Origin of the sequence: Salmonella sp. HY31, assembly GCF_042604575.1 — a bacterium.
Taxonomy (GTDB): domain Bacteria; phylum Pseudomonadota; class Gammaproteobacteria; order Enterobacterales; family Enterobacteriaceae; genus Salmonella; species Salmonella diarizonae.
On sequence record NZ_CP170479.1, the window covers coordinates 3,090,190 to 3,103,416 of the forward strand.

Below are 13,227 nucleotides of genomic sequence, written 5' to 3' on the forward strand. Positions count from 1 at the left end.
CTGTGGTTCAATCTCGACAATCTTATGTCGCGGATTACGATCATGACACAGCTTACAGATAATACCTGGTACACTTCAGATTACATCTCTCCTTTACAATTATTTATTCGTCTGACGCGCGGGCAATTACAGCCAGGAAAATTCTGGCGTAAAGCCAGCTTTCGTCGCAAGTTTTTAATCCGCTCATTAGTCATGCCGCGTGCGACCAGCCAATTACTGACGAATCTTACCCAGTGGCCGGAGTTAAATACTTTACTTGCTCGTCAGCCGCGTTTGCCTATTCGGCTACATCGTCCTTATATGGCTGTAAATATTAAACGCGATTTCGCCTTAGATGCTCTGTGTTTTCATTATCAACAGATGCGCCAGCTTTTATCGCGGGAACAACAAGTTAGCTATTTAAGTCAGTATGGCCTGAATCTTGCTAAATTTGAAACTAAAACCGGCGAGTTGTTTCAACTTGATTTAGTCAGTCTGGTCTCACTGGATAAAGAAGGTGAAAGCACCATTGTTGTTCGCGACGCACAGTTACGTATTCTGGCAGAGATCACATTTACCCTGTGTCGCTTTAATCAACAACGCACACTATTTATCGGCGGATTACAGGGCGCGGCAAACGACGTCCCTCACGATGTTATCCAGCAGGCGACCAAAGCCTGCCATGGTCTTTTTCCTAAACGCATCGTGATGGAGGCTCTCTGTCAGTTTGCGCAAGTCTTTCAGGCAGAGCAGATTATAGCCGTGAGTAACGATGCGCACGTTTACCGTAGCTGGCGATACATGGATAAAAAGACGCAAATGCATGCCGACTATGACGCGTTTTGGGAATCGTTAGGCGGTGAACGGATTAAAGGGAATTACTATGCACTACCGCTGGCGATCGCCCGAAAAAGCGAAGCGGAGATCGCCAGTAAAAAACGGGCCGAGTATCGTCGTCGCTATGCTTTACTCGATAGTATCGTCGAACAGGTTCCGGCCATATTCAAACGCTAATCCGCCCGGCCTCGCGCCAGCCAAACCACGCGCGAAAACATCTTTTTGAACAGCGGCGGCACGGCGTCAATTCCCCGCCGCCCAGCTTCCATCGCGACTTCAATCGCCAAATCCGGCTTTGACGAGCGATGGATAGCTTTAGTGATAATTTTTCGGGTATTCATCGGCACATTAGGCGGTAGCTGCGCAACCCGGTGAAAAACATCGGCAAAGCCCTGGCGGTACATAAAATGCTCCATATCCAGCGCAGGCAGCGCGGTGAGATGCTCGCGCTCTTCTTCCCGATCGTTATTGAGCAGGCTGCGGACCGTCGCGGCATATTTTTTCCCCGCTTCGTCGCCATCCACCAGGACATGCCACTCGATTCCCATACGACGGGCAAACTTCACCAGCGGTTTCAGACCGGACTGAGCAAACTCAATGACTTTAATGCCTTCCGCATCAAAATGATGTCCACACTGGCGCGCCAGCTCATTAATAACCCAGGTCTCCGTCTCGCCTTCCACCAGCAGCCAGCAACGCGCAAACAGCGACGACGCGCGATTAAAGCGGATATGAAAGGCGATGCGCCGTCCATCTTCTGCGCTTAATCCCCCCGGGCCCAGGCGCCAGGCGGCGACACGGGAAGATTCGCGCACCAGCCGTACGACATGCTCCACCGGCGTTAGCGAGAGCAGTTCGCCTGAGTTGGTTGTCGCTATCCGCTGTAGCGGTAACAGATTGAGCAATTGCCAGGCGACCGAGAGCATAATGGGATGTAAACGGGTTTCCGGATCTTCCACCAGCAATAACGGTCGCGCGTCTTTATGTAACCGCAGTGTCCCCTTCGCCTGTAACAACGTGGAGAAAAGCCCCAGCAGGATCACCCGATGCGACCGGCTGCCCGGTTTGTCGATCATCCGATTAATAATATCCAGATAGCGCCAGCTACGCTGTTCATTTTGCGAACGCCGGCGCATGAGTCGGTGACGGGCCTGTCCTGCGCCCTGCTCTGAAAAATAGTGTTCAAGCAGTTGCACCATCGCGGACAGTCCCTGACGAATCTGTCCATCGGTTAAATTTTGCGGCCGGGTCGCCAGCTCACGCGCCAGAAAATCCAGTTGCCGGGCCGTGACTTCAACATCCGGCACATTGGGCACCGTACCGTTGCGAATACGTCGCATAAAACGCGCATCGCGCAAGCGTAGCACTGGCATCAGACGAACCAGGTGGCGTACCTGATTGTTAATATTTTCAACCGGCAATGGCTGCCCGTCGCTATTGAGAAAACTGCGCAGCGTCATCACGCTGCCATCGGCGCCGCATTCGCCCTCAAGCCGATAAAAAATACGATGAAAATCATCCTGGCAAGGCGACCAGCATGCTTCCAGCGCCCGATAACGACGTACCCGATGCCGCCCTGGCTGCGTTTCGCGAAAAGTCAGAATAATATGCAGGTGATGCTCGCGTCCTTTTATGTCGCCAGGCGGAAACCAGAAATCCTCACGGACAAAATGGTAGAGATCGAGTTCCGGAGACAGTAACAGAGTCAGCGCATCCAGCAGGCTGGATTTGCCCCAGGCGTTCTCCCCAATCAGCACGTTGTTTTGCTCCAGCATCAACGACAGCCGGTTGATACCGCGAAATCCTACTATTTCAACGCGTTCGAGAATCATACTTCCTCCAGAAAAGCGTCACCACTCCATTAAACTCACCGCAGTATAACGGCAAATGCTTCCGCCTGGCGTGATATTCCCCCTTTGCCCGGGGCAACTGTCTGATAAATGTACGGCTGACGGTGTCGCTTTACTGATAGTCTGGAATTCGGTAGTGTCATGTACGCTACTCAAACAATAAAAAAGGGCCCGGCTGTTCATGTTTTCAGGACTTTTAATCATTCTGGTTCCACTGATTGTGGGCTATCTCATTCCACTGCGACATAAAGCCGCATTACAACTCATTAATCGACTACTGAGCTGGATCGTGTACCTTATTCTCTTTTTTATGGGAATAAGCCTGGCGTTTTTGGATAACCTCGCCAGTAATCTGGTCGCGATTTTTCATTATTCCGCCGTCAGTATTACCATCATTTTATTGTGCAATATCGCCGCATTATTCTGGCTGGATCGTACCCTCCCGTGGCGTCACCATCATCAGCAGGAAAAACTGCCTTCGCGTATTGCCATGGCGCTGGAGTCGCTGCAACTGTGCGGCGTGGTGGTATTGGGATTTGTTATCGGCCTGAGCGGACTCTCTGTTTTACAACACGCCACGGAAGCCAGTGAATATACGCTGATCTTTTTATTGTTCCTGGTGGGGATTCAGCTACGAAATAGCGGCATGACCTTAAAGCAAATTGTGCTTAACCGCCGGGGAATGATTGTCGCGGTCGTTGTCGTGGCAAGTTCATTACTGGGCGGCGTGATTAATGCGTTTATCCTCGACTTACCGCTAAAAACCGCTCTGGCGATGGCGTCAGGTTTCGGCTGGTACTCTCTTTCCGGTATTTTGCTGACGGAGTCGTTTGGACCGGTTATTGGTAGCGCGGCATTTTTTAACGATCTGGCCCGCGAACTTTTGGCCATTATGCTTATTCCCGGTCTGGTTCGCCGCAGCCGTTCAACGGCGTTGGGCCTGTGCGGAGCAACCTCAATGGACTTTACGTTGCCGGTATTACAGCGCTCCGGCGGCGTAGAGATTGTTCCGGCGGCCATCGTTCATGGCTTTATCCTCAGCCTGCTGGTACCACTCTTAATGGCGTTCTTCTCGGCCTGATACCTCTCTGGCGGTAGGCATCTGCCGCCAAAATTGCGCTAAATCAATCTCCCTGCAAATTATGGCAGAAATCCCTTTTATCCCTTTGTTCACAGGCATAACCTTAAACATGTATATTAAATATAACTTTAAAGGGTGTGACCATGTTTTGTGTGCAATGTGAACAAACCATCCGTACGCCAGCCGGAAACGGCTGCTCCTACGCGCAGGGAATGTGCGGTAAAACGGCTGAAACGTCCGATCTGCAGGATCTGCTGATTGCGGCCTTGCAGGGTTTGTCTGCCTGGGCGGCGAAAGCCCGTGAATATGGCATCATTAATCACGACGTTGATAGCTTTGCACCGCGCGCGTTTTTCTCCACGCTGACCAACGTTAACTTCGACTCTCCGCGTATCGTCGGCTACGCCCGTGACGCTATCGCCATGCGTGAAGCATTGAAAGCCCAGTGCCTGAGCGTGGATGCCAATGCGTATTGCGACAATCCGATGGCTAATCTGCAACTGGTTAGCGACGATCTGGGCGAGCTGCAACGTCAGGCGGTAGAATTTACCCCGAATAAAGATAAAGCCGCCATTGGCGAGAACATCCTCGGCCTGCGTCTGCTGTGCCTGTACGGTCTGAAAGGCGCGGCGGCTTACATGGAGCACGCGCACGTTCTTGGGAAGTCAGACAACGATATCTACACCCAGTACCACAAAATCATGGCCTGGCTAGGCACCTGGCCTGCCGACATGAACGCGCTGCTGGAGTGCGCAATGGAAATCGGTCAGATGAACTTTAAAGTGATGAGCATTCTGGATGCCGGTGAAACCAGCAAATATGGACACCCGACGCCGACTCAGGTCAACGTCAAAGCGACTGAAGGCAAGTGCATTCTGATCTCCGGTCACGATCTGAAAGATCTCTACAACCTGCTGGAGCAGACCGAAGGCACCGGCGTTAACGTCTACACTCACGGTGAAATGCTGCCCGCACATGGCTATCCGGAATTGCGTAAATTCAAGCATCTGATCGGTAACTACGGCAGCGGCTGGCAGAATCAGCAGGTCGAGTTCGCCCGCTTCCCTGGCCCAATCGTGATGACCTCGAACTGCATTATCGACCCGACCGTGGGCAGCTATGACGACCGTATCTGGACCCGTAGCATCGTCGGCTGGCCGGGCGTTAGCCATCTTGAAGGCGACGACTTCGGGCCGGTAATCGCCCAGGCGCAGCAGATGGCGGGCTTCCCGTATAGCGAAATCCCGCATCTCATCACCGTCGGTTTTGGCCGTCAGACCCTGCTCGGCGCTGCCGATACGCTGATCGATCTGGTCAGTCGTAAAAAACTGCACCACATCTTTCTGGTCGGCGGCTGTGACGGCGCGCGCGGCGAGCGCAACTACTTTACCGATTTCGCCACCAGCGTACCGGATGACTGCCTGATCCTGACTCTCGCGTGCGGTAAATACCGTTTCAACAAACTGGAGTTTGGCGACATCGAAGGGCTGCCGCGTTTGGTCGATGCCGGTCAGTGTAACGATGCTTACTCCGCGATTATCCTGGCGGTGACGCTGGCGGAAAAACTGGGCTGCGGCGTAAACGATCTGCCGCTATCACTGGTGCTCTCATGGTTTGAGCAGAAAGCGATCGTTATTCTGCTGACGCTGCTGTCATTAGGCGTGAAAAATATTGTCACCGGTCCGACCGCGCCGGGCTTCTTCACGCCGGATCTGCTGGCTATCCTCAACGAGAAGTTCGGTCTGCGTTCCGTGACCACCGTTGAAGAAGACATGAAGCAATTGCTGAGCGCGTAAGGAGGTCAATGATGACGATGCCAGCCTCACAATGTCCCTGGCGAATGCAGGTGCATCACATCCGCCAGGAGACACCAGATGTATGGACGATTGCGCTATTATGCCATGACTACTACCCTTACCGCGCCGGGCAGTATGCGCTGGTGAGCGTACGTAACTCAGCGGAAACGCTGCGCGCCTACACCCTTTCATCTACGCCGGGCGTCAGTGAATATATTACGCTGACCGTTCGTCGGATTAAAGATGGCACGGGTTCACAGTGGTTGACCCATGACATCAAGCGCGGTGATTACATCTGGCTGTCTGATGCAATGGGCGATTTTACCTGTGACGATAAAACAGAAGATAAGTTTCTGCTACTCGCCGCCGGTTGTGGCGTGACGCCAATCATGTCGATGCGTCGCTGGCTGGCGAAATACCGCCCGCAGGCCGACGTACAGGTCATTTTTAACGTCCGCTCGCCGGAAGATGTGATTTTCGCCGACGAGTGGCGGCAGTACCCGGTCACGCTAGTGGCGGAAAATCATGCCACGGAAGGTTTTGTTGCGGGCCGTCTGACCACGGAATTGTTACAGCGCGTACCGGATTTGGCGTCGCGCACCATCATGACCTGCGGCCCGGCGCCCTATATGGATTTCGTCGAACAGGAAGTGAAAGCACTTGGCCTAACGCGCTTCTTTAAAGAGAAGTTCTTCACTCCGGTGGCGGAAACAGCAACCAGCGGCCTGAAATTCACCAAACTACAGCCAGCGCAGGAATTTTATGCCCCGGTCGGTACTACGCTGTTGGAGGCGCTGGAGAGTAATAAAGTACCGGTTGCCGCTGCCTGCCGGGCAGGCGTTTGCGGCTGCTGTAAAACCAAAGTCGTTTCCGGCGACTATACGGTGAGCAGCACCATGACGCTGAGCGAGGCGGAGATCGCCGAAGGTTACGTACTGGCCTGCTCCTGCCATCCGCAGGGCGATCTTGTTCTCGCATAATCGGTAAACGTTCCATCATAGGCCCGGTAAGCGTTAGCGCCACCAGGCGATTTGCCGCTCGCTTCATCCTTTCGCTCCTCTCTCTCCGCCAAAGAAAAACGTCATCGCCATCTTCAACTAAACTTGTAACCGTTATCACATTTAAGGAGATGGAAAACCATGAAACAAACCGTTGCCGCTTTTATCGCCAAAACGCTGGAACAGGCTGGCGTAAAACGAATCTGGGGCGTCACTGGCGACTCCCTGAACGGCCTGAGCGATAGTCTTAATCGTATGGGAACCATTGAATGGATGCCAACCCGCCACGAAGAGGTCGCCGCTTTCGCCGCCGGCGCGGAAGCGCAGCTTACCGGCGAGCTGGCGGTATGCGCCGGCTCATGCGGCCCCGGCAACCTGCACCTGATCAATGGCCTGTTTGACTGCCACCGTAACCACGTCCCTGTTCTGGCGATCGCCGCCCATATTCCGTCCAGTGAAATCGGCAGTGGTTATTTCCAGGAGACCCACCCGCAGGAGTTGTTCCGTGAATGCAGCCACTATTGCGAGTTGGTTTCCAGCCCGGAGCAGATCCCGCAGGTACTCGCCATCGCCATGCGCAAAGCGGTGCTAAACCGCGGCGTCTCCGTGGTGGTACTTCCGGGCGACGTGGCGCTAAAACCCGCGCCTGAAAACGCCGTCACCCACTGGTATCATGCCCCGCACCCCCTCGTCACGCCGGCGGAGGAAGAGCTGAAAAAACTGGCGCAACTGCTGCGCTACTCCAGCAATATCGCATTGATGTGCGGTAGCGGCTGCGCGGGCGCGCATGAGGAGTTGGTCGAGTTTGCGGCAAAACTAAAAGCGCCAATCATTCATGCTCTGCGTGGCAAAGAGTACGTTGAGTATGATAACCCTTATGATGTGGGAATGACGGGCCTGATTGGCTTCTCTTCTGGCTTCCACACCATGATGAACGCCGATACGCTCATCCTGCTCGGCACCCAGTTTCCCTATCGCGCCTTTTATCCGAGCGATGCCAAAATCATTCAGATTGACATCAACCCAGGCAGTATTGGCGCCCATAGCAAAGTCGACATGGCGCTGGTGGGCGATATTAAAGCCACGCTTCACGCTCTGCTGCCGCTGGTGGAAGAAAAAAGCGATCGTAAATTCCTCGATAAAGCTCTGGAGCACTATCGGGACGCCCGTAAGGGGCTGGATGACTTAGCCAAACTCAGCGATAAAGCCATCCACCCGCAATATCTGGCGCAACAAATTAGCCATTTCGCCGCTGACGACGCCATTTTTACCTGCGATGTCGGTACGCCGACCGTCTGGGCGGCCCGCTATCTAAAAATGAACGGCAAGCGCCGCCTGCTGGGCTCGTTTAACCACGGGTCAATGGCCAACGCCATGCCGCAAGCGCTCGGCGCTCAGGCCACCGCGCCTGGCCGTCAGGTTATCGCGATGTGCGGCGATGGCGGCTTCAGTATGCTGATGGGCGATTTTCTCTCGGTGGTACAGATGAAGCTGCCGGTAAAAATCGTGGTCTTTAATAACAGCGTGCTGGGCTTTGTGGCGATGGAAATGAAAGCCGGCGGCTACCTTACCGACGGTACGGAACTGCACGACACCAATTTCGCGCGTATCGCCGAAGCCTGCGGCATTACTGGTATTCGCGTGGAAAAAGCCGCAGACGTGGACGGAGCGCTACAGCGCGCGTTTTCCATCGACGGCCCGGTACTGGTTGACGTGGTCGTGGCAAAAGAAGAGCTGGCGATCCCGCCACAGATCAAACTGGAACAAGCTAAAGGATTTAGCCTGTACATGCTACGCGCCATTATTAGCGGCCGCGGCGATGAAGTGATCGAACTGGCGAAAACGAACTGGCTAAGGTAAAACAGTGCACATCACCTTTTAAAATCCAGGGATGTGCCATGATTGATTTACGCAGTGATACCGTTACCCGACCGGGCCGCGCCATGCTTGAGGCTATGATGGCCGCCCCGGTCGGGGACGACGTATACGGCGATGACCCTACCGTTAACGACCTTCAGCACTATGCTGCCGACCTTTCCGGCAAAGAAGCGGCGCTTTTTTTACCCACCGGCACCCAGGCCAATCTGGTCGCTCTGCTTAGCCATTGTGAACGCGGCGAAGAGTATATCGTCGGTCAGGGCGCGCATAATTATCTCTATGAAGCTGGCGGCGCTGCGGTACTCGGCAGCATTCAGCCGCAACCCATCGATGCCGCCGCAGACGGCACGCTGCCGCTGGAGACCGTGGCGGCGAAGATTAAAGCGGATGACATCCACTTCGCGCGCACGCGCTTGCTCAGTCTGGAAAATACGCATAATGGGAAAGTGCTGCCGCGTGCGTATCTGAAAGACGCCTGGACGTTTACCCGTGAACGTGGGCTGGCACTGCACGTTGACGGCGCCCGAATTTTTAACGCGGTGGTCGCCTACGGCTGTGAGCTAAAAGAGATTACGCAGTACTGCGACTCTTTTACCATCTGCCTGTCAAAAGGTCTCGGGACGCCGGTCGGTTCGCTGCTGGTCGGCAACCGCGACTACATTAAACGCGCGACGCGCTGGCGTAAAATGGTCGGCGGCGGAATGCGTCAGGCAGGGATTCTGGCAGCGGCCGGACTGTATGCGCTAAAGCATAACGTAACGCGCCTGCAAGAGGATCATGATAACGCCGCCTGGCTGGCGCAGCAGCTTCGCGAAGCGGGCGCGGAGGTCATGCGCCACGAAACGAATATGCTATTTGTTCGCGTTGGCGAAGCACAAGCCGCCGCGCTTGGCGACTATTTGCGGGAACGGAATATCCTGATTAACGCCGCGCCGATTGTGCGTCTGGTAACGCATCTGGATGTCTCTCGCGAGCAGCTTGTCAACGTCGTCGCCCACTGGCGCGCCTTTTTAGCCCGCTAAGGAGAGCAACGTGGCGCAACGCATTCTGGTTCTCGGCGCCAGCGGCTATATCGGCCAGCACCTGGTCTTTGCGCTAAGTCAGCAAGGGTATCAGGTGCGGGCAGCGGCGCGGCGCGTCGAACGTCTGGAAAAACAGCGCCTTGCCAACGTCAGTTGTCATAAGGTCGATCTGCACTGGCCGGAGAATTTACCCGCGCTGCTTCGCGACATTGATACCGTTTACTATCTGGTACACGGCATGGGGGAAGGCGGCGATTTTATCGCCCATGAGCGCCAGGCGGCGCTCAATGTGCGCGACGCGCTGCGCCAGATGCCGGTTAAACAACTTATTTTCCTCAGTTCATTGCAGGCACCGGAGCATGAGCAATCCGATCACCTGCGCGCCCGCCAGCTTACGGCTGACACGCTGCGCGACGCGGGCGTACCGGTGACGGAATTACGCGCCGGGATCATCGTCGGTGCAGGCTCCGCCGCCTTCGAAGTCATGCGTGACATGGTTTACAACCTGCCAATACTCACGCCGCCACGCTGGGTGCGTTCGCGCACCACGCCTATCGCCCTGGAAAATTTACTCAACTACCTGGTCGGCTTACTGAACCATCCCGCGTGCGAGCACCGCATTCTGGAAGCCGCCGGGCCGCAGGTATTAAGCTATCAGCAGCAGTTTGAACGTTTTATGGCGGTCAGCGGTAAACGGCGTCCGCTGATCCCGGTTCCTTTTCCGACCCGCTGGATTTCGGTCTGGTTTTTAAACGTCATTACCTCCGTGCCGCCGACTACCGCAAAAGCGTTAATCCAGGGGCTAAGGCACGATTTGCTGGCCGATGACGCCGCGTTAAAAATGTTGATCCCCCAAACGCTTATCACCTTTGACGACGCTGTTCGCCGCACGCTGAAAGAAGAAGAAAAACTGGTGAACTCCAGCGACTGGGGCTACGACGCGCTGGCCTTCGCCCGCTGGCGTCCCGAATACGGCTATTTTCCAAAGCAGGCGGGCTTTACCGCGCAGACTCCGGCCAGCCTATCGGCGCTGTGGCAGGTCGTAAACCGGCTGGGCGGCAAAGAGGGCTATTTTTTCGGCAATATTTTGTGGAAGACGCGCGCCGCGATGGACCGTCTGGTGGGGCATAAACTGGCGAAAGGCCGCCCGTCGCATCCCTTTCTCAAGCCTGGCGATACGGTAGATAGCTGGAAAGTGATCATTGTCGAACCAGAAAAACAGCTCACGCTCTTGTTTGGCATGAAAGCGCCGGGTCTGGGGCGGCTTAGCTTCACGCTGCACGATAAAGGCCGCTATCGCGAAATTGACGTGCGCGCCTGGTGGCATCCACACGGAATGCCGGGCCTGATTTACTGGCTACTGATGATCCCGGCGCACCTGTTTATTTTCCGGGGAATGGCAAAGCGTATTGCCAGACTTGCAGAACAAATCACAGAAAAATGAGAAAAACTTGCTGTATTCTTTCATGTTTCCCATTGCATACAGACGTAATTCACGGAAGAATGCGCACGACGGTTTATTAAACACAGTGGATTGATATGAAGGTACTGGTTACCGGCGCCACCAGCAGCTTAGGTCGAAACGCGGTTGAATTTTTGCGCAATAAAGGCATCAGCGTCAGAGCGACGGGTCGCAATGAAGCGATGGGTAAGTTGCTTGAAAAAATGGGCGCGGAATTCGTCCATGCGGACTTAACCGAACTGGTCTCCTCACAGGCTAAGGTGATGCTCGCCGGAATCGACACGTTGTGGCACTGCTCCAGCTTTACCTCGCCCTGGGGAACCCAACAAGCTTTCGATCTGGCGAATGTTCGCGCCACTCGCCGTCTGGGTGAATGGGCAGTCGCCTGGGGTGTGCGTAATTTTATTCATATCTCCTCTCCCTCGCTCTATTTTGATTACCACCATCACCGTGATATCAAAGAAGATTTCCGTCCACATCGGTTTGCTAATGAGTTCGCCCGCAGCAAAGCCGCCGGCGAAGAGGTGATTAATCTGCTGGCGCAGGCCAATCCGCAAACACGTTTTACGGTATTGCGTCCGCAAAGCCTGTTTGGCCCGCACGATAAAGTATTTATCCCGCGTCTGGCGCATATGATGCACCATTACGGTAGCGTCTTATTACCGCACGGGGGCAGCGCGCTGGTCGATATGACCTATTATGAAAATGCGATCCACGCCATGTGGCTGGCCAACCTGCCGGGTTGCGATCATCTGCCTTCTGGCCGCGCTTATAACATCACTAACGGTGAAAATCGCACCTTACGCAGCATCGTACAAAAGTTAATTGATGAACTCACTATCGACTGCCGCATTCGCTCTGTGCCTTACCCGATGCTGGATATGATCGCCCGCAGTATGGAGCGCTTCGGCAAAAAATCCGCCAAAGAGCCCCCGCTAACGCATTATGGCGTGTCAAAACTGAATTTTGACTTTACGCTCGATACGACTCGCGCGCAGGACGAACTGGGCTACCAGCCCATCGTCACGCTGGACGAAGGCATTGAGCGCACCGCCGCCTGGCTGCGCGATCACGGAAATTTACCGCGTTAATCCTGGCCGTACTTCTCCAGTAATGCTTCGGCAATCGCCTGCGTTTCGGCATCTGCGATACCGTTCCATTGCGCCGGACGGAAGTGCATCTGGAATGCCATAATCACCCGTTGCTGCTCGCGCGCCGTCATATCGGCTTTGACTTCATAGCCATAGCGCGAGAGTAACGCAAGCATCGTTGCGGTATCGACTGGCGTATACGGCGCGCGTCCGGCCAGATAAAACGCCACACGCTGGGCGTCAGGCCAGGCGCCAATACCCTGCGCCGCCAACTCGCGCCACGGGAAGCGCGGGCCGGGATCATCTTTACGCTGCGGCGCGATATCCGCATGGGCCACCACGTTCTGCGGCTTGATGTCATAGCGCGCGATAATGTCCTTCGCTAACGGAATTAATGCCTGAATTTGCGCGGATTCAAACGGCGCGAAAGATTTCACCCCGCCGGACATTCGCCAGCCGCGATTTTCCAGCTCAATGCCAATAGACGTATCATTGAGACGCGTGGCGCCTCGCCAGAAACTGACGCCCGCATGCCAGGCCTGATCCTGTTCCGGCACCAGTTGCCAGATGCGCGGTTTACCGCCATATAATGGCGGGATCGCGGGAATCAGGTAATGCGAACTAACGTTGCGACCCGTTAACGTCGCCAGCGAAACGTCAAAGTTTTCCGCCGTATAGTGAATAACCAGGACTTTAATGCGCGGATAAGCCGCCTGCGCCCGATGTCGGGTATCAAGCTGATATCCGCCTTTGTCGATAATCCCTTTTTCGCTCGCGCAACCCGTTAGGAGCAACGCGAGACTGACCAGCCACAGTAGCGCTTTCATCGGCGCGTTTTCACCGCCGTTCCGCTGACGCTGACCATGAGCATACTGCCATCCTTGCCGACGGTTTCGTAATCAATATCAATGCCCACAACGGCATCGGCGCCCAACGCTTTAGCCTGCTCGCCAAGTTCCTGAAAAGCGATTTCACGCGCTTTACGCAGCTCTTTCTCATACGCGCCGGAACGTCCGCCGACGATATCCCGAATGCCGGCGAAAAAATCGCGGAAAATATTAGCGCCTAAAATGGCTTCGCCCGTCACCACACCGCAATACTCTACGATGCTTTGTCCTTCCAGCGTTGGGGTAGTTGAAAACTGCATAGTGAATCTCCCGGGTTAGCTAAGCACACGATCTCAAACGCATTATCAAGCTGATACGCTATCATTGAAAGGATATAATTGATTAT

General features: G+C 54.8%; 11 protein-coding genes. 8 read left to right on the top strand and 3 right to left on the bottom strand.

Annotated elements, in window-relative coordinates; all coding sequences use genetic code 11:
• Positions 1–42 precede the first annotated feature (42 nt).
• Positions 43–993, top strand: coding sequence for a VirK/YbjX family protein (locus ACE15A_RS14685; RefSeq protein ID WP_023249475.1), 951 nt, complete (start codon positions 43–45; stop codon positions 991–993).
• Here the strand turns inward: ACE15A_RS14685 and ACE15A_RS14690 are convergent.
• Complete coding sequence (locus tag ACE15A_RS14690) at positions 990–2,648, bottom strand: ATP-dependent endonuclease (protein WP_023249474.1); 1,659 nt, start codon at positions 2,646–2,648, stop codon at positions 990–992. The two genes, ACE15A_RS14685 and ACE15A_RS14690, sit on opposite strands and share 4 nt — an antisense overlap.
• A 199-nt stretch (positions 2,649–2,847) precedes the next feature.
• Between ACE15A_RS14690 and ACE15A_RS14695 the strand changes: the two genes are divergently transcribed.
• The 7 genes from ACE15A_RS14695 (at position 2,848) to ACE15A_RS14725 (ending at position 11,994) form a co-directional block, all read left to right on the top strand.
• Positions 2,848–3,747 (top strand): lysine exporter LysO family protein, encoded by a 900-nt coding sequence (locus tag ACE15A_RS14695; RefSeq protein ID WP_023249473.1) that lies wholly within the window; start codon positions 2,848–2,850, stop codon positions 3,745–3,747.
• A 143-nt stretch (positions 3,748–3,890) separates the two neighbouring features.
• Complete coding sequence (gene hcp, locus ACE15A_RS14700) at positions 3,891–5,543, top strand: hydroxylamine reductase (RefSeq protein ID WP_023249472.1); 1,653 nt, start codon at positions 3,891–3,893, stop codon at positions 5,541–5,543.
• A gap of 11 nt (positions 5,544–5,554) precedes the next feature.
• Positions 5,555–6,523 (top strand): NADH oxidoreductase, encoded by a 969-nt coding sequence (gene hcr, locus ACE15A_RS14705; protein ID WP_023249471.1) that lies wholly within the window; start codon positions 5,555–5,557, stop codon positions 6,521–6,523.
• A 159-nt stretch (positions 6,524–6,682) separates the two neighbouring features.
• Positions 6,683–8,401, top strand: a complete 1,719-nt coding sequence (gene poxB / locus ACE15A_RS14710; RefSeq protein ID WP_053510028.1) for a ubiquinone-dependent pyruvate dehydrogenase — start codon at positions 6,683–6,685, stop codon at positions 8,399–8,401.
• 38 nt (positions 8,402–8,439) lie between these two features.
• On the top strand, positions 8,440–9,441 hold the full coding sequence (gene ltaE / locus ACE15A_RS14715; RefSeq protein WP_053510030.1) for a low-specificity L-threonine aldolase: 1,002 nt from the start codon (positions 8,440–8,442) through the stop codon (positions 9,439–9,441).
• 10 nt (positions 9,442–9,451) lie between these two features.
• The gene (locus ACE15A_RS14720) at positions 9,452–10,885 is read left to right on the top strand and encodes an SDR family oxidoreductase (protein ID WP_053510032.1); all 1,434 of its coding nucleotides are present in this window, start codon (positions 9,452–9,454) and stop codon (positions 10,883–10,885) included.
• Positions 10,886–10,980: 95 nt separating this feature from the next.
• Positions 10,981–11,994: an NAD(P)-dependent oxidoreductase gene (locus ACE15A_RS14725; protein WP_064055748.1), complete on the top strand. Its 1,014-nt coding sequence runs from the start codon at positions 10,981–10,983 to the stop codon at positions 11,992–11,994.
• Here the strand turns inward: ACE15A_RS14725 and ACE15A_RS14730 are convergent.
• Positions 11,991–12,821, bottom strand: coding sequence for an N-acetylmuramoyl-L-alanine amidase (locus ACE15A_RS14730; RefSeq protein ID WP_023249466.1), 831 nt, complete (start codon positions 12,819–12,821; stop codon positions 11,991–11,993). The genes ACE15A_RS14725 and ACE15A_RS14730 overlap by 4 nt on opposite strands.
• Positions 12,818–13,141: a heavy metal-binding domain-containing protein gene (locus ACE15A_RS14735; RefSeq protein WP_001160725.1), complete on the bottom strand. Its 324-nt coding sequence runs from the start codon at positions 13,139–13,141 to the stop codon at positions 12,818–12,820. The genes ACE15A_RS14730 and ACE15A_RS14735 overlap by 4 nt, the downstream gene beginning before the upstream one ends.
• Positions 13,142–13,227 lie beyond the last annotated feature (86 nt).